We start from the raw sequence: 19,962 nt of genomic DNA on the forward strand, positions 1-19,962 counted from the left end.
TAGTGTTTCCTCATTAAGAAACAGTCGCCTCAACGACTGTATGGTTATTATAGTATAAACCACATACCTATGCAACCCTTAATTCTCATTTTCTCAAAACTTCACATTTAACTCATTTTCAATAAAATATATTGATTTTACACAATCTATTTTGTACAATATACTTAACTTATGAAGATATACATGTAACGCCTCAATGAAAGGTATCTTTACCTCTTCTATTAATATTATATAAGGAGAGATACATGTCATATCTCAGCGGGGTATTCTTCCCCATTTTATTAATACTATATAAGGAGAGATATATGAAATTCTCAAAACGCTTATTTACTAAAACGGTTGCTTTGGCTGCTATATGTGCATCGATTGCTACAGCTAGCTTTGCAGCACCACAAGGATCATTTGATACATCTGAAATCCATGTTACAGGTCAGGCTTCTCGCTCTGTAGCCCCTACCTATGCAATACTTACATTAGGCATTACGAGTGAAAACGCAAATATCAACGCTGCAAAATCTAATAATGACCGCATCATGAGCGACCTTATTAGCAAGCTTTCAAATTTAAACGTTGCAAAAAAAGACATTTACACGTCTAATATTTCAATTAATCCTACTAGTGATTACCAAGAAGGCAAACGCGTTAACACAGGTTACCGAGTATCCAACCTTGTAACTGTTAAAATCAACAACTTGGATAGCGTAGGTAAAGTCGTAGACGCAGCTGTCAATGCTGGTGCAAATGACATAAATAGTCTTTCATTCCAAAACGACCCATCTCAACAGCTATCCGATTCTTTAACTACAGAAGCCATCCAAAATGGCCAACACAAGGCTGAGGTAATTGCTGCGGCTCTTGGTCGCACCTTAGGTCCTGTAAAAACGGTTAACATTAGCAACACCGAAACAAGTACATTCGATCAAGGCTATTATCGTAGTGCCAAAGTACTTGCAGCAAATCTAAGCACTTCCACGCCTGTTGAAAAAGGTTCTTTAATCGTATCCCAAGATGCGGATATCGTATACTACCTACAATAAATAATCGGCTATATACTGTAATCAATTAATGTCGAATAAGAACTATCGCACACAAATACTTAACTATTTGCTATAAGTGATTACGTTCATCAACAAACAAAAGACCGTATAACATACGATACTAACTATGTTATACGGTCTTTATTTTGTATTATTTTGTGGTGGACTCTGGTACAACACCTTCGTGTACTGCCACAATGCCACCAGTTAATTCAGTATAGGTAGCATTTTCATAACCTAGAGATTTCCAGATTTCTAAAATCTCGCTTTGATGAGGATAGCGACGCAAGGATTCAGGCAACCAGGCATAGGAAGAATTATCCTTACTTAATTTGCCTATAATAGGTAATATATAGGAGAAGTAGAAATTATATAATTGCTTAAACCCAAATGCACTTGGCTTAGCCAATTCCAAGACTACCACCTTGCCGCCTGGTTTTACAACGCGTTGCATTTCGGATAGCACTTGTTTAATATCAGGTACATTACGCATTGCAAAGCCACTCATAGCCGCATCAAATGTATTGTCCGCATAAGGCAACGCCATCGCATCACCTTGGACCAAGTTCACTTGGTCTAAAAGATCCGCTTGCTCCATACGCTCACGACCTTGCTCTAACATTTCTGCATTAAAGTCTAATGCTTCTACTGTCAAAGTCGGCTCTTGGCGCAATGCTTCTTTCGTAAACACACAAGTACCACAAGCTACGTCCAGCACATGTTGATAAGGTCCAATATTCATTTCTTTAACGGCGAACTTACGCCAGAAATAATCTTGCCCAAAGCTGAGCAATGTATTCATCAAATCATAATTTTTGGCAATATTAGAAAATACACCTTGCACAAATTGTTCTTTGTCTTCATACGTGTTAAATTCTTTAGTATTCATGGTACCCACTTTCATAATCAAGAATATCACATGTTGACAGTATACCATAACCAACGATGACATTCTAGAACTTAGAAGAATTCTAATATATATACTATATATACAAAGAATTACAAAATGTTCACATAGAAAAAACGCATCATATAATTAGTATTTATCTATTGAATTATAACAATGTTCGTTATATAATGACATATGTCTTTTCTATGAGGATTTATTATTTCTCTTCGATAAACGACAGAATTCATTGTTTTATGTAGTCTAATTAAGTATTGGAGTCTATTATGAATCGATTTATGAAATCCATTAATAGAGTCAGCCTCATCCAACAAATCATCATTGGTATGATTATCGGTATTTTGACGGCTCTCTATGTCCCTGATATTGCAAACGAATTATCGCTATTAGGGGTATTATTTGTTGGTGCCCTCAAAGGTATTGCACCAATCCTTGTATTCTTCTTAGTCATCGCGGCGATTAGTAAACATCGCTCTGGACAAAAAACAGGTATGGGCTCCGTAATTACGCTCTATCTATTAGGTACATTCCTTTCTGCTGCACTTGCCGTACTCGTGAGCTGGTTCTTCCCAACTACATTACATCTAGCAGCTAGTGCCGCTGATGCAGCGCCTCCACAAGGTATTGCGGAAGTCATGAAAACATTACTCAAAAATATCGTAGATAACCCTGTGAAAGCATTAATGTCCGCCAACTACATCGGCATTTTAGGCTGGGCACTTATCATCGGTGGTGCTTTACGTCATGCACCTATGAATACAAAAGAAGTAATGGAATCCATCGCTCAAGCGATTACTACTGTAGTAGGTTGGATTATCCGTTTCGCTCCTCTTGGTATCATGGGCCTTGTGGCTGATTCCATTGCAACAAATGGTATCGAAGCACTTATCAGCTACTTCCAACTTCTCGTATTACTCTTAGGCTCTATGATTTTCGTAGCCTTGGTAGTCAACCCACTTTTATCCTTTATTTATTTGCGCCGTAACCCATATCCATTGGTGTTCAAATGTTTGCGTGAATCTGCTATCTACGCATTCTTCACACGCAGCTCTGCAGCCAACATTCCTGTAAACCTTGACTTGGCTAAACGTTTGAAACTAAACCCTGATATGTATTCCGTATCCATTCCATTAGGTGCGACCATCAACATGGGCGGTGCTGCAATTACAATTACAGTTATGACATTGGCTGCTGCTCATACATTGGGCATCATCGTGGATGTGCCTACAGCCATCCTTCTATCTGTTATCGCTACTATCGGTGCATGTGGTGCTTCTGGTGTAGCAGGCGGTTCCTTGCTCCTCATTCCATTGGCATGTTCCCTATTCGGTATCTCCAACGATGTGGCTATGCAAGTAGTAGGTGTTGGTTTCATCATCGGCGTGTTACAAGACTCCACAGAAACAGCCCTCAATTCCAGTACTGATATTCTATTCACTGCCACAGCAGATTATGCAAAACGCGGTTACAACGAAAACTGGGATTAAAACAGTATATAGAACAAGACGATCCATTGGGTCGTCTTTTCTTTTTGTGAAAGCTTTCCCTATTCCGGCTTTCACCATGAATAAAAACAATATGTTTACTATATTGATTATTTTCAATGTAATGGTATAATAGATTTAATGATAATAACTATTACTAGATATATATAGAAAGGAATCAACATGAAACAATACGATATTATTGTAGTTGGCACAGGCGGCGCGACTATCGTAGCCGATGCAGCTATCAAAAAAGGTCAAAAAGTGGCCATCATAGAAAAAGGTAAATTTGGTGGTACATGCTTAACACGCGGTTGTATTCCTACAAAGGTTATGGTAACAGCTGCGAATGCTGTGCAAGAGGTCAAAGAATTCGGTAAAATCGGCGTTAATGTTAGCGAGGCCACGATGGATTGGGATATCGTTTCCAAACGTACATGGCACAAAATCGACGAGTCCGCAGGCATCTACGATTACTACAACGCATATGACAATGTAGACGTGTACCGCGGTGCAGCTAGTTTTGTGTCCGATAAGGTGATGAATATCCACCTCAACGACGGCTCTGGCATCGTAGAAATTACAGCCCCTACCATCGTTCTTGGTACTGGTGGCTACAGCAATGTGCCAAATGTACCTGGTTTACAAGAGGCCGGTTATCTTTCTAGTGAAAGCCTCTTTGGCGATAAATTCCCAAAACAACCGTATAAATCCCTTGCCGTTTTAGGCGCTGGTCCTATCGGTGTTGAGTTTGCTCATGTATTTGACTCAGCCGGCACTGACGTAACAATTATTCAACATAATGTACGCTTAGTACCAAAGGAAGATGCAGATATGTCTGAACATCTTCTCAACAACTATAGAGAACGTGGCATCAACGTGATTCTTAATCAAGATACCGTAGAGGTTCGCCAAGAAGATGGCTTAAAGGTTGTTGTCACAAAGGATCGTACAACAGGGGAAATCACTGAAACTAAGGTGGAGGAAATTCTCGTAGCCGCTGGCATCCGCCCTGCTACCGAAGAGTTACACCTTGAAAATACAGGTATTGAAACATGGCCAAAGGGATGGATCAAAACGAACGAGTTCCTTGAAACATCTGTAGACGGCATCTATGCGTTAGGCGATGTGAACGGTGAACCTGCATTCCGTCATCGCGCCAACTACGAAGCGGATATTATTGCACATAATCTATACTTTGCCAAAAACGAAGCCGATTTCCGTTGGGCCCGTTACGACGTATTGCCAAAGGTTACCTTCTCCTATCCTGAAATCGGTAGCGTAGGTCTTACCGAAGCAGAAGCGATTAAAGCTGGTTACAATGTAGGCGTAGGCAAAAACTTCTACTCCTCTACTGCCAAAGGCTATGCTATGGGCATTGATCCAGGTGATGTAAATGACGGCTTTGTAAAAATCGTAGTCGATAAAGATACAAACTATATCCTTGGTATTCACGTGATTGGACCACAAGCCTCCATCCTCTTCCAACCATACGTAAATCTTATGAACAGCGGTGTAACTCCATTGACTGCCATCAATGAAGAAATCGCGTCTGAACGAACAAAACGATTACGTAAAAAAGGTATCATGCGTAACATGAATCCTAAATCTGTAATCACCGTAGGCGAAACAATGAGCCCACATCCTTCTCTTATCGAAGTTATCATGTGGACACAAGTGTACTACGAAAACCGCTGGTAATCGGTTGTACATAACAATATAACAGGGAGTACACATCAAATGATGTGTACTTCCTGTTTTTTTCAAAAGAAAAGCCTCACCTTCTCTCTTAGTTCATCTAATTGAGTTGGTGAGGCTTGCTTTATATTATTTTTTATCCATAACGATATCATGGCCCCATACGAGGTTCGTACGGCGTTTATCAAAACCTTGATCTGGTTCTGGAGGTAATTTTGTTGCTTTACTTTGTTCAATGTAAGCACCTGTATTACCATCAACAGTCACTACTGTTTTCTTACCATTTTGATGCATTGTTACATAGTAATTAACTTTACCATTGTGAGCTTCAACCTTCCAGCCCTTCATAACAGCATCTGCACCTAATTGTGCTTTAGCAGCTGCTTCCGCTTGAGATGGTTCGATAACCTTATCTTTATTGAAGATTTCACCAATAACGCGTTTAGGTTTGCCACCTTCGCTCATATCGGATTGATTGCCAGTGATGATATCAATCTTCATTTTGTATTCGTGATATTTACTATATCCAGTTACTTTGTAAGCATAGGCCAAATCATTGGAATTCAATTCTACAGAGTGCAACGCTGCATTAGGGAAACGATTTTGGAAAATCGTACCAATTTCGCTCATTGTCATAACCACAGATTGACCAGGTGCACGTTTAATCGTAATATCTGTGCTTGTTTCTGGTTTTGTTTTGCGCGCTTGTGCTTCATACGGTGTGGCTACGGAAAAAACACCAACTGCCAACACGCCAGTCATAACCAAAGATAGTAATTTTTTATTCATTATAATCCTCCCAATAGTAATCGGATTCTACAAACTTGTATGTAATCTATTCAACTTTACATTTCATATAGAGCCATCAGGCTCAAAAGGACGTATCTAATGTGACTAACCGTTATAAACCTTCGTTAGCGGCTAATCGTTCTTCAACATCAGTCATCAGTAATTTATAGCAAGTCGCTACTAATGGCACGCCTATAATCATGCCTGTAACGCCCATCAAGCTACCGCCTATGATAACAGCGGCAAATACCCATAAGCCAGGTAATCCTACAGAATTACCTACGATTTTCGGGTAAATCACATTGCTTTCAATTTGATGCAAAACCTCTAAAATAATGACGTAAATTAATGCATCCATAGGACTGATGGTAAGCAATATAACAGCGCCCATTACACCGCCTACGTATATGCCAACCAACGGAATTAATCCCGTAAGGCCGATAACACAAGCAATGGTCGTAGCATAGGAAATGTTACAAATCCATAATGTAACGCCCACCATGATACCTAAAATCAAGGCATCGATAAACTGTCCCACAAAGAAACTACTAAATGTTTGAACAGCAACTCTGACCACATAGGTTACACGATTGACCCACGTATCAGATGCATAGGCTTTCAAAATACGTTTACCTTGCGATATGAGGCGCTCCTTATCGAGTAGCATGTAAATGGCAAAAATAAGGCCTAATGCAATATTTACAGTCCACGATAAGATACTGCCCATCGTATTCACCACGTAGGTGCCACCTTTTGTACCCCATTCACGGGTGTAGTTAACTACACTTTCACCATTCAAGGTATTTAATACCGTAGGATTCGAGGCCAATGGAATGGTATCACTTAAATGGTAAATCCATTGTTGAAAGTCTAGATATAGCTGCGGTGCGGCGGACACGATAAGTGTAATAGAATGCACTAACTGCGGTACAGCCATACGAGCAATAAAGTACACGATAAGACTAATCGTCACAAAGGACAGGATAATACTCAATGGACGCCTAATCTTATACCGCCAGCCCGATACGATACGCGGCCATAACCAACGTTCATAGCGGACGACGAGAATATCGAGGACAAAGGCCATGCAGGCACCTACGATAAGCGGTATAAAAGCCGTTATCAAGGCGTCGATGCCCGATGCTATATCGCTAATGCGCAAGGCCACCAATATCATAAGACCTGCCAGTATTATCGCACCGATAAGCTCCTTATAATATTTAAATTTTTCCATACTAATAACTCACTTTTACTAAACACATGGTAAGTATTGTACACAATGTAAATGAAAGCTATATGACAACGATCAGCTTACATATGTACAGTAGTATTTCTAATAGATTTAGTATAACACAAAAGTCCATCTTATCGCACTCAAAATATACAGAGAGACGAAAAGATGGACTTGTATGGGTTTAGATTAAATTGAGAAAGCTCAAATTAACGGTGAATGAAAACGTCTACACGACGGTTTTCAGCTTTGCCGTTTGCAGTTGCATTAGTTGCAACAGGTTTAGCATCACCATTAGCGATACCGATCAAACGGTTAGCATCTACACCATTGTTTACCAAGTATTGTGCAACATCTTGTACACGGCGTTCGGACAAGCCAATGTTGTATTGAGGGTTAGCATCAGTATCTGCATTACCCAACAATTTTACTTGGTCATTTTTGTATTGGTTAGCAGCGTTCAATGCAGCTTGTAGGTTAGCACCTTGATCTGCACGAGGAACGTCTTGATCAGAATCGAAGTAGATGGATTGTACATAGTAATCAGCTTTAGCTGGTTTTTGTACAGGAGCTGCAGTGTGTTCAACTACAGGAGCTGGAGCTGGTGCAGGAGTTACAGCGATTGGTTCAGCTTTTTCAGCACCACCGAAACGGTAGGACAAACCAACTACAGGACCTTGGAAGGATACGTTATGGTTATCAGTTGCTTTTGTATTTACATAACGGTAACCAGCATTGATATCAAGATTATCAGTTGCTTTGTAACCCAAGCCGGCTTCCCAAGTTGTAGTTTCTTTTGTACCGATACCAGCTTTGCCGTATACGTCTACTTTAGAACCTAAAGCAGCTTTACCGATAATACCAACTTGAGCAATGTTGTTTGTATGTTTAATAGCATCGCTATGAATGCGACCCCAACCACCATACAATGCAAAGTTTTTGCTCAATGTTTGAATCAAGTTTACTTCTTGCATGTTGGAATCAACATGTTTGGAATTCAAACCATGGTAACCGTATTGGATAGCAGTTTTATCGCGCAATGCGTGAGTAATATCGCCATCAAAGTTCCATTTGTGAGCAGCTTTAAAACCATCTGCTTTAGTTTCAACGCTTGCTGCACCAAGATCAACTTGAGTTTCACCTTTTGTGAATTGTGTTTGTGGTGTAGCACCTACAACAGAAATACCCATTGTAGCTACAGCCAATAATGCTACTAATTTTTTATTCATTGTATTATTCCCTCCATTAATCACCCTTACACACATAAGGGCTTTTTTAACGATAATTATATTGTACACAACTCTTCGAAAAAATTCAATATTCCAATGAAACTCTCATGAATCTGTGCTACCTCTCACATAAAATTCTATAGAATATGATATACTAACAATAGATTGTTATATGTAGTATAAGGAGGAACCATGAGTAAAACAGCCTATGTAGTACGTCATATCCACTTTGAAAATGCCGGTATTTTAGAGCCTTTATTAATAGAACGGGGCTTTACATTAGAGTATATCGAGGCACCCCTTGCCGACTTTAATCAGTACGATGCAACTAAGGCAGATCTTGTCATCGTCTGTGGGGCCCCTATCGGAGCATACGACGAAAAAATCTATCCTTTTTTAAGTGATGAAATCAAGTTTATTAAGGACCGTATCGATAGTAAAAAGCCTTTGCTCGGCATCTGTCTTGGGGCGCAACTTATTTCACGCATCATGGATGGTCATGTTGGCCCTATGAGCCATAGCAAAAAGGAAATTGGCTTTGGTCCATTGCGTTTTACTACCGAAGGACAACATACACCATTGGCGCTTTTAGGAGATACGCCGGTTCTCCACTGGCATGGTGATGAATTCGAAATTCCAGAAGGTGCCGTTCGCCTTGCCGAAACAGACCTCTGCCCTAACCAAGCCTTTGCCATTGGCAATCATATTTTAGGATTGCAATTTCACTTAGAGGCAGATCCAACTGTTATTGAAAGCTGGCTTGTGGGACACTGTGCAGAATTATGCAATGCAGGTATTGATATTCCTAAGATTCGAGAAGATGCACAAACCTTCTCCGAATCTCTACCTGCTGCAGGCAAAAAAGCTATGACTGCATGGCTAGAAAGAAATAGTTTATAATTAATCTCATACACATACTACAGCCCCAGTCTATCTGAGGCTTACGTCATGTGCGTATACATATAAAAGAGGCATCGACCACTACTGGCCGATGCCTCTTTATATTCATATATATATATCCCTTACATATATACGTGAAATTGATAATTATTGTAAATAACACGTTCCCCAACGTGTCATTTATTCCACATTTATATTTTATACTATTAACATTTTCTAATCAAGTATAAATTCATAAATCTTTCATAAACTATTTTAAATTTTTCGATATGCCTATACCACCTTATGCTGCCATGTGCCACCGATGAATCGTATATAGGCACAAACAAGCCGTAACGATTGATCTAAACATAGAGCAATCCAGGCTCCATATAAGCCTAGACCTAATGTAATACATAGCACATAGGTAATAATCGGGCGAATAACAGCAACGCTGATTAATGAATACTTCATGACATAGAAGGTATCACCTGCCCCTTTCAACACGCCTGCAAAGACCTGTTGTAGTGCTTGAGGAAAGGCAGCGATGGCCATAATGCCCATCAATGCTGTAGCCAGTGTGACAACCTCACTTTCACGAGTATAGGCTTGTACCAACAAATGACCGGCACTGATGAATATAAGACCACTAATAAGTCCTACAAAGAGCCCCATACGAGCGCCGATACGACCAAAAGCCTTCGCTAAATCAGGTCGTTTATGTCCTAAGTTTTGACCCGTATGAGATGCACCGGCAAAACCAAGGCCCATGGCAAAATAATAGAATATGTCCATCAAATTCATACACACATAATGCGCAGCCAATGGTACGGCACCAAGGGATGCCACAATCATGGTATATGTATACATACCAAAGCGTTCAAAGAATTGTTCCCCTAAGGAGCTGCCCCCTACGTGGAACACCGTATGAAGTACGGAGCGCTCAAATCGCCATTTTGACGGATGCAATAAGGTGAGACCAGTCTTGGTATGTTGAGAAATAGCTCGCAACAACAATGCTGCGATAACGGCACTACTGATGAGTGTTGAAATACCGGCCCCCATGACACCAAATTCTGGAAAAAAGGCAATACCATAGATCAAGAAGAAGTTCATAATGGTATTTAAGATATTCCCTACCACATTGGATTTAAAGATAACCTTTGTATTGCCATAGCCGATGAGGGCGCCCCCTACAATTTGGCTAAAGGACTGGAACACAAGGCTCATGACAATGAACCGACCATACCAAACAGCCGTTTCAATATAGCCATCCTCTGCCCCGGTAAATCGCAAAATATGCTCTAAATTAAACAAGCATATAGCCAGCAAGGGAATATAGATAAAAAAATTCAGTAGTATGGATTGCTTTAGCACCGCATTCATACCATCTACATCACCTTCACCATGACGGCGGGCAATAATTGCAGTTACTGCAATCGATAAGGCCCGGCAGATGACAAGCATAACCATTTCTGGTTGCCCCATGATACCTACCGAAGCCAGTGCAGAGGCCCCCAAAGAGCCTACCATGGCCAAATCAATGGCCGTCATCAGCTGCATCATGAGCCCTTGCAATGTTGCAGGCCATGCAATTTTTAAGTATTTATTATATAAGTTTTTTGTAGTATCTACCGGTCCCAGTCGATCCTTCATCGGTAATATGGTATCTACTGAAAACCAGCGTTGTATAGCTGTTATCATAATAACTCCCCATAACAAACTAAAAGGAATATTTTATGTAATCACTTAATTCGTATGTATTATAACATATAACATATGAAAGGTCATTCATATGTTATGAATTTTAAATAACAACTTATATCAAAAACGCAAAGAACCCTCTTGCATACGTTTTATACCTAACAGGGTATAGGTATCGTAGTTAAGAGGGTTCTTTATTTTATTTCAAGATTATTGTATCTTTACAATTTGATTTCTATTATCAATTTTTACTACTTAGCCTTTGGATGCTAACAATTTATCTACCGCTGCTTTCAAATCATCTAAGCCCTTCTTCGTTTCTGCCAATTCACGACGTTGTTGTTCGTTCTCAGCTTCTAACGTAGTCAGACGAGCCGCTTGATCCGCGATAACATATTTTTGTTCCGCATTTTCCTTTTTAAGGCTAGATACTTCATCTTGCATTACATACACAGAGCTAATAGGGCCTGCTTTGTAACGATCAGGAATATTTTTCTTTTCTGGGCTAGAGCCAAATTTGTGAGTTACCCCAGCATTTACCATATTACGGTTTGCACCGAGAGATACGCCAACATTAAACATTGTATCTTCGTTTGTATAATGTGCAAGACCTAATGCCGCTGCTGTTTCACCACGATAATTACCTACGCCAGCCATCACTTGAGTTGGTTCCAATGGATCGTATTGGATTGGTTTCAACGCTGCCATCGCTGCTGCATGAGCACCTACGCGTTGTACCTCGCCCGCTACTTGACCAATAGCATCGCCAATTCTTGCATTAGATGCTTTCAACTGACTCACATTTACTGCATCAGTATCATCTGTGCCAGGTGCAATGCCTTTAAGTTGGTTATTACCATTATTGAGACCATCCTTAGTCAAGGAAATAGGACCTGCATTAGGATTATTAGGGTTTGCACTACCAGGTGTAATTGTTATGCCATTACCATCTGTTACAGTCGTGTTACCTGCTGCATCTTTAAATGTAGCAGACTTCATATCCTTGAGCTCTGGATTTACTGCATAACTAATCGTTTTACCAGCTTGGCTAACCATCATATTATTGCCAGCTTTGAAAGTAACTGTTTCATCAGTTTTTACTTTTTCAGCAGTCGCTGTTGGTGTGCTATTAACACCAGAGCCTTCTGTACCAACAGTTGCATTCCAGCCTGCATTTTCAACGGCAGATTTTACTTGATCTTCAGTAGCTGCACGACCAGATGTAATGTTATTTGGATTCCAAGTCTTATTAGTCAAACCTGTAACAACACCATCTTTGCCATTTACAACAACAGGATTATTACCACCTGTAGTAATGATGCCATCTTTACCATCGATACCTACAGTACCAATTGTAGCCTTGCCATCCTTACCATCAAGAGCAATCTTATCGCCAGCTTTCACAGAACCATTTTTACCATCGATAGCAACTGCATTGGCACCATCACCAGCTTTAATCGTACCAGTTGTACCATCTACAGTTACTGCCTTAGTTGGATCTGTGCCCAATGTAACAGTATCATTTAATTTGTTGTCATAAATGATATGTCCATCAGCGGCAGTAGTCTTAGTCAATACAATATTACCTGTAGTACTACCAGCACTTTCACCACCATTAGCAGTCAATTCTGTTTTAGACGCCTTAGACTTAGCCTCTAATTGACGTACATTGACAGCATCTGTGTCATCTGTACCATCTGCAATCTTAGAAATTTTATTACCACCATTATCGAGGCCATCTTTAGTTAAGGACACAGGATCCTTACCAGCTGCAGTAATTGTTACACCATCTTTAGTAAGAGCTGTGTTATTACCATTGCCATCATCGATAACTGTGCTATCTGCTGTGGAAGTATTTGTTTTTGTACCATCAGTAATCTTAGTACCATCAGCTGTTGTTGCTGTAGACTTAGCACCATCTGTTACTGTATTACCAGCTGCAGTAGATGTATTCGTTTGCGTACCAGCAGTTTGTGCAATGGAATCACCATTGATAACAGTTGTGTTATTACCAGTACCGTTGAAGCTTGCAGAGTTCATGTTCACAAGATCTTTATTCAAGGAATATGTGAAATCACGCTCATTTTGGTTGATTGTGATGTTTTCACCTGCAATCATCGTAACCTTTGCGTCTTTTCCTACTTTGGCATCGGTCTTAGTACCAGTTTGTTTACCAGATGTAGCAGCATCCTTGTCGGCTGTAATTTCCCATGTTTGGTTAGCTGCAGCATCAGCTACTGCTTTCAATTGATCCTCTGTAGCAGCACGGCCAGAAACAGCATTGCCATCCCAAGTCGTATTAGCGAGACCTGTTACATGGTTATTTGTACCATCTACAGTAACACCACCGATATTCGCTGCTTTACCTGTAATTGTACCAGTAGTACCATCTAACGTTACCGCCTTATTACCACCAGTTGTAATTGTATTATTAACACCATCAATAGCTGCACTACCAATAGTAGCCTTACCAGCTGTACCATCAATGACAATGGCATTAGCGCCAGAACCAAATGTCAATGTATCATTAAGTTTTACATTGTAAATTGTATGACCATCTGCAGCCGTTGTAGATGTCAATTTTACATTACCAGTTGTTGCATTAGCTTCTTCATCATCATTAGCAGTAATTTCTGTTTTAGATGCTTTTTTAGCTGCATTAATAGCATCGGCTACATTCTTAGCTGTTGCTACACCATCTGTAGCAGGAGCTGTAACAGTGCCATCTGTGCCGGCTGTAATAGCCGCTGTTTTTACGTCATATTTAACAACGCCTGCATCATCAATAGTAGCAGATGTTAGTGTACCATCTTTAAAGTTCAAGCCATCAGCTAAGGATACTTGTTTAGCAGTACCATCATTTGCTTTGTAAGTCAATTTAGTCTTAGTTGCAACCTTAGTACCATCAATCGTTACCTTGTAATCCTTAGTTGTGCCATCTGCACTTGGTGTACCTGTAACAGTCAACGGATTATCCGCATCAGTTGTATCAGTACTTACTGTAACTGCACTTACAGCAGATTTCTTAACCTCTGCTTCGGATACTTTTACAGTTAAGTTTTTGCCATCTGCATCAGTTGTTACATATTTACCATCGCCTTTGATACCCAATGTATCATCTTTAAGGTTTACTACACCAGCAGATGTATTAGTATCGCCAGCAAATTTCAAGTTAATAGCATCAGTGCTTGCTTTAGCAGCCTTGTTGATAGCATCTGCTACATTTTTAGCTGTTGCTAAGCCATCATCACCTGTTACAGATGCTGCACCTGTAGTGGCATTGCTATCAATAGTAGCACGTTTTGTAGACACCTCTACAGTATCGCCATTCATCTTCGTAGAAATGAAATCACCTGTCGCACCTTTTACATTAAACGCTACATCCCCATCTTTTAAGGATTGGCTAGATACAGTACCACTATCCGCACCAAGAGAAACCTTACGGCTCACAGCCGCTGCAGAATCATTGATCTTAGTCTTAGTATCATCATTAATATCAAATGTTACCTTGCCATCATTATCTACAGTGGCCTTTGTCATCGTGCCATCTACAAAGTCTAAGCCTTTAGATAATTTAACAGACTTAGCATCTGCATCAGCTGCGCTATTAGCACGGTATGTCAACGTTTGGCTTGCTACAGTATCTTTTAACTGTTTTACATTTACTGCATCAGTATCATCAGTACCTTCTGCAACCTCTTTAATTTTGTTGCCACCAGCCTTGATTTCATCAAGAGTAAATTGGATTGTTTTAGCTCCTCCTGCAGATTCGGCAATTAGTCCTTGTGCATTATGAATAGATTCATTTCCATTCGCATCGTTGAAAGCAAGTTCACGAGATGTAAGATTATTAGCATCAGAACCACTACGAAGATACAAAATGTCTGATCCAAGAAACGTTTCAACTCCATTAGCACCAGTTTCGCCATTATTAATGCTTAAACCCTCACGATTAATTTTGGTATAAGCACCGCCACCCGAAGATGTAAATGTACCGCTAGAATCTGCAGCATCAAACTTGATTGTTTCACCTAGACCATCTTCAAAGGAAATAGTGTTCATTTTCTTAAGATCTTTGTTTAATGTAGTAGCGATTTTTTTACCAGTTTGAGTAACTGTAATATTATCGTCACCAGTAAAGTTAACAGTATCTCCACCGGCTACAGTAGTCGGTGTACCACCATTAGCAGATAGATTCCACGCTGCACCTGCTCTTGCTGTAGTAGCCGCTTTATTAATCGCATCAGCCACGTTCTTAGCAGTTGCTAAGCCATCATCACCTGTAACAGAGGCAGTACCTGCAGCGTCACTGTTAATAGTAGAACGTTTTGTGGAAACTTCTACAGTGTCGCCATTCATCTTCGTAGAAATGAAATCACCTGTCGCACCTTTTACATTGAACGCTACATCGCCATCTTTTAAGGATTGGCTAGATGCAGTACCACTATCTGCACCAAGGGAGATAGTACGATTCACTGCAGCAGAAGAATTATCTACTTTAGTTTTAGTGTCTGTATCTAAACCAACTGTAATCGTTTGATTATTTACAGTCGCCTTTACACCGTTAGCACCAGCTACATTAAGTTTTTGGTTTTTAAGGTCAATAGTCCCATTATTCGTACCATCTGTAATATTTAGGTTTTGGGACAAGTTAGCAACGGCTTGCTTAATATCACCAATATTTGCTGCATTAGTGTCAGTTGTACCGCCACTAGCAACATTAGTGATTGTTTTATTGCCTCCGTTGATACCATCGTTTTTATCAATAGAGATGCCGCCTACAGTTACTTTATCTGTTGTAATACCAGTACCTGTAATTGCAGTAGTACCATTTGTTAAGCCAGATGTGTTGATTACTGTGTTACCAGCAGTAATAGAATCTACTGTAAGATCTTTCTTCGTAGCTACAGTAATTTTCTTTTTATCTGTACCATCTTGAGTGATCAAGATATTGTCGCCATTGATAAGATCTACTGTATCACCACCTTGTACAGTTGTTTTATCTGTTGTGCTGGAATTTGTTGTAAGATTCCATGCCGCACCAGCTTTAGCCGCATCAGCTGCTTTATTAATAGCATCTGCTACATTTTTAGATGTTGCTAATCCATCATCGCCTGTGACAGATGCTGCCCCTGTATTAGCATCGCTAGTAATAGCTGCTCGCTTAGTGGAAATTTCAACAGTGTCGCCATTCATCTTTGTAGAAATGAAATCACCTGTAGCACCTTTCACATTGAATGCTACGTCGTTATCTTTCAAAGATTGACTAGATGCTGTACCGCTATCTGCACCAAGAGAAATGTTACGAGCTACTGCTGTAGAAGCATTATCTACTTTAGTTTTAGTAGCTGCATCAAGACCTACTGTAATAGTTTGGCCATTTACAGTTGTAGTTACACCATTCGTACCGGAAACAGTAAGTTTTTGATTCTTAAGATTTACAGTGCCATCTGTAGCACCATCAGAAACAGTCAGATTTTGAGACAAACCGTCTACCGCTTTATTGATAGAATCCGCTACATTTTTAGCAGTCGCTAAACCATCTGTAGGGCTATTTACTTTAGCTTTACCATCAGCATCATTAGTAATCGTTTCAGTGGCAGTAGAAATAGTTACATTCCCATTTGTACCTACCGTAGCTTTTGTAAAAGTACCATCTGTAAAGTTTAATCCATTTGCTAAGGACACTTTGTTTGCATTGGCACCGTTCGCTTTATATGTTAATTGTGTTTGATTAGCTAGTTTTGTAGTATCGATACCAATAGCATAATCTTTAGAATTAGTACCTGCTGTTGGTGTTACAGTAATAGGATTATCTGCTGGTGTAGCTTTACTTACCGTTACAGCAGCTACAGCTAAATCCTTAACCTTAGCTGGATCAACAGCTACTTGAACACCTGTAGTAGAGGCCTTTGTACTAACTAAATTACTATCGCCATAGACTTTGAATGTTGCATCGCCATCTTTTAAATATTTTAGGCCTGTCGTGCCAGTATCACCTGTTAAACCAATGCCTTTCGTTGTAGCATTCACAGTATTGTTATCTAAACCGACTGTTAGAGTTTGTCCATTTACATAGGTTCTAACACCATTGGCACCAGAAACGGTTAATTTTTGAGTTTCTAATTTAACCTTACCATTATGGCTACCATCTGAAAGATTAAGATCTACACCATAGATAGCATTTTTAAGGTCTGTAATATTAGCCGCATTAGTACCTACATTACCGCCGCTAGAAACATTGGTAATTTGTTGCCCCCCTGCACTAATAGAGTCGGTACCAAACTTAACAGTTCTTGTACCATTTTTCGCAGTTAAACCATCACCAGTAATGGTTACATTTTTAGGACCCGTAGGTGAACCCATTTGTAGTGTTGTATTACTTAACACATTATTGCCAGCTGTAAAAGATTGACCTGTAAAAGATCTACCAGAAACAGCCCCGTTTGAACCATCTAGAGTAATTTGATTACCACCATAAGAAACTGTAACGGATTGATTAGCTTTCACAGTATCTACTGTAATCGCCTTATTCAAAGAAGTAGTAATTTTTTTGCCATTACGAGTTACTGTAAGATTATTATCTCCGCCAAAAATCACAGTATCTGATTTATTGATTACTTCAGGAGCACTAGGATCCCTATCCGCAGCTACTTTCCAGCTATATGCATTGGCAGAAATAGCTTTATTAATAGCATCTGCTACATTTTTAGAGTCCGCCATACCTGCCGCATTTGCAGAAGCTTGACCATTTGTGACATTAATATTTTGTGTTTTACCTGAAATTGTAAGGTTTTGACCGTTAGCAGCTGTTGTAATATATGTGTTATCCCCCTTAAGGCCTAATGTACTATTTGCAATATTTACATTGCCAGTATTCACATTGCCAGAAAATGCAAGGTTCACACTCTTTAATTGAGCTACGTTAACTGCATCTGTATCTTTTGTACCTGCTGCAAGGCCTGTAAGTTGACGTGTTACAGTACTACCATTACCAATAGAAACAGCACCATTTGTGCTGGTAAGCACATTGCTATTTAAACCGGAATAAATATCTGTACGGTTTGTATTAGGATTATAACCTTTAACACCTCCTGCTACATCGGCAACGGAATCACGTCCTAAGGCAACACCACCATCAACGGTAGCTCTAGAATCAGGACCAATAGCAACGGATTTAACTGCACTTGCATTAGAGGCAGTACCAATAGCAATAGAATGTTGAGATGTGGACTTAACACGACTCCCCAAAGCAATTGACTCTAAACCATTGGCTGTCGTAGCAGAACCTATTGCAAGAGCTTTATTGCCTGTAGCAGTTGTTGGAGTAGATCCATAGGAACCAATGGCAATGGTTCCATCATTATTTGCTGAAGCATTACCACCTAACGCTACAGAATTATCACCATCAGCAGTTACATTCATACCCATAGCAACACTATTAAATTTATTAGACTTAGCAGCTTGACCAACTGCAACGCCAGCTAACTCAGCTGTAGTTCCATTAGTACCAACAGCAACACCATTGGCCCCTTTTGAGGTAGTAAAAGCGCCGATAGCAATACCATTGTTCCCTGTCACAGAGCTTTTTTTACCAATAGCAATACTGCTATCTCCAGTTGAAGAACTTTCTCCGCCAATTGCAACACCATAATCCTTGGTGGACTCAGCTAACATACCAATACCAATGCCTGCAGTTCCCCTAGTCTTGGCCCTAGAGCCCAACGCAGTAGAAGATGCGCCAGATGCAGCAGTACCATGACCAAATGAGGTAGAATCATTACCAGAGGCTGTTGAATCAGCACCTAAAGCACTAGCATAGTTACCTGTAGCCTTAGAACCAGTACCGACTGCTACAGCTGCATCCACGGAAGCAAGGGAGTTAGCCCCTAACGCTGTAGCATTACCAACCGCACTAGCATCAGCACCTAAAGTACTCGCATATCTACCTGTAGCTGCAGCATTAACACCGACTGCTATAGATTTATCACCAGTAGCACTAGTCTTAGAACCTAACGCCGTAGCACTATCAGCTGTAGCTGCAGCATTAATGCCAACTGCTACAGATCTATCACCAGTAGCACTAGTCTTAGAACCTAACGCCGTAGCACTATCAGCTTCTGCTACAGCTGATAGCCCCAATGCAACTGTAGAATAACCTTTTGCCTTAGCACCAGCACCAATTGCTGTTGCAGGTAAAGCAGCTGGAGTCACTTCTGTTGCATTTGCTTCACTATAATAACCGATTGCAATAGATTGGTTACTACCAGAATTCGCCGCATTACCAATAGCTAGGCCATTAGTTTTACCACTAGTTACAGTACCATTAGCAATAGCATCAGATGGTTTATCCGTTATTGGTGCCGGTGCCGGTGCAGCTGCAACATCTGTTACGCCTGCAGTTTGCATTGCCAAGGCAGCCAAGATACTTGCTACTACGATTTTCTTTTTCCCTGTTTTATTTTTTGCCATTTCAGATACTACAACATAGCACTGTTTGGACTTAGACCAAATTACTTTAAATATTTTATTCATATGTTTTCCTCTTCTAAAATACTAACCCTCAACTATATGAATCTAATGTTCCATACTTCTCTCAGTCTGGAAATAATGAAAGCTACATAGCTTTACATTTATAAAAACCTATCTTCAATTTTACCATAATTCATCTAATTTTCTCAATTTAAAAGTGTGTTTTTTGGATATTTACTATTATTTCAATTATGCATAGAACATGGCCAAACACGCAGTATTATTATGATTCATTTATAATTCACCTTAATAAATTGCATATTTTTGTATTTTTATGCCAACAACAAAGAATAACAAAAACAACAAACTGTATCATAAAAATGTTCTATTTCGACAAAATATGCATCATTTATACGATATATTCTCTTTGATTGAGTAATTCATCGATTATTAAACTATAATTTTCAGACTATTTTATCTTTCAGATATAGCTTTAATAAAATATTTTTGTTCTTATACTAAAAAGAGCCCC

Annotated in this window: 10 protein-coding genes; 4 read left to right on the forward strand and 6 right to left on the reverse strand. The window is 39.8% G+C overall.

The features are described from left to right. The first annotated feature begins 305 nt into the window (after positions 1-305). Positions 306-1,037 carry an SIMPL domain-containing protein gene (locus RYP29_RS03900; protein ID WP_311532339.1) on the forward strand — a complete coding sequence of 244 codons (732 nt, stop codon included), beginning with the start codon at positions 306-308 and terminating at the stop codon, positions 1,035-1,037. 151 nt (positions 1,038-1,188) lie between these two features. Here RYP29_RS03900 and RYP29_RS03905 read toward each other — a convergent pair whose 3' ends face one another. Next, positions 1,189-1,926 carry a ubiquinone/menaquinone biosynthesis methyltransferase gene (locus tag RYP29_RS03905; RefSeq protein ID WP_311532340.1) on the reverse strand — a complete coding sequence of 246 codons (738 nt, stop codon included), beginning with the start codon at positions 1,924-1,926 and terminating at the stop codon, positions 1,189-1,191. A gap of 284 nt (positions 1,927-2,210) precedes the next feature. Between RYP29_RS03905 and sstT the strand changes: the two genes are divergently transcribed. Together sstT and RYP29_RS03915 are read left to right on the forward strand one after the other, a co-directional pair. Further along, positions 2,211-3,431, forward strand: a complete 1,221-nt coding sequence (gene sstT / locus RYP29_RS03910) for a serine/threonine transporter SstT (RefSeq protein WP_311532341.1) — start codon at positions 2,211-2,213, stop codon at positions 3,429-3,431. Between the two features lie 180 nt (positions 3,432-3,611). Beyond that, positions 3,612-5,129, forward strand: coding sequence for an FAD-dependent oxidoreductase (locus RYP29_RS03915; RefSeq protein ID WP_311532343.1), 1,518 nt, complete (start codon positions 3,612-3,614; stop codon positions 5,127-5,129). Between the two features lie 126 nt (positions 5,130-5,255). On the opposite strand, the gene RYP29_RS03920 is transcribed toward RYP29_RS03915, so the two are convergent. The 3 genes from RYP29_RS03920 to RYP29_RS03930 form a co-directional block, all read right to left on the reverse strand. Next, a complete protein-coding gene (locus tag RYP29_RS03920) occupies positions 5,256-5,915 on the reverse strand; it encodes a PepSY domain-containing protein (protein WP_005377261.1) in 660 nt (219 codons plus the stop codon). Between the two features lie 112 nt (positions 5,916-6,027). Beyond that, on the reverse strand, positions 6,028-7,149 hold the full coding sequence (locus RYP29_RS03925) for an AI-2E family transporter (protein WP_311532345.1): 1,122 nt from the start codon (positions 7,147-7,149) through the stop codon (positions 6,028-6,030). Positions 7,150-7,355: 206 nt separating this feature from the next. After that, positions 7,356-8,375: an OmpA family protein gene (locus RYP29_RS03930; protein WP_311532347.1), complete on the reverse strand. Its 1,020-nt coding sequence runs from the start codon at positions 8,373-8,375 to the stop codon at positions 7,356-7,358. Between the two features lie 192 nt (positions 8,376-8,567). Between RYP29_RS03930 and RYP29_RS03935 the strand changes: the two genes are divergently transcribed. Then, positions 8,568-9,275, forward strand: coding sequence for a glutamine amidotransferase (locus RYP29_RS03935; protein ID WP_311532348.1), 708 nt, complete (start codon positions 8,568-8,570; stop codon positions 9,273-9,275). A gap of 273 nt (positions 9,276-9,548) precedes the next feature. Here the strand turns inward: RYP29_RS03935 and RYP29_RS03940 are convergent, their stop codons facing one another. Both RYP29_RS03940 and RYP29_RS03945 read right to left on the reverse strand, forming a co-directional pair. Further along, positions 9,549-10,958 (reverse strand): MATE family efflux transporter, encoded by a 1,410-nt coding sequence (locus RYP29_RS03940; RefSeq protein ID WP_311532350.1) that lies wholly within the window; start codon positions 10,956-10,958, stop codon positions 9,549-9,551. A 255-nt stretch (positions 10,959-11,213) separates the two neighbouring features. Continuing rightward, positions 11,214-19,493, reverse strand: a complete 8,280-nt coding sequence (locus RYP29_RS03945) for an ESPR-type extended signal peptide-containing protein (RefSeq protein ID WP_311532351.1) — start codon at positions 19,491-19,493, stop codon at positions 11,214-11,216. Positions 19,494-19,962 lie beyond the last annotated feature (469 nt).

It is taken from the genome of uncultured Veillonella sp. (assembly GCF_963534045.1).
Taxonomy (GTDB): Bacteria; Bacillota; Negativicutes; order Veillonellales; family Veillonellaceae; genus Veillonella.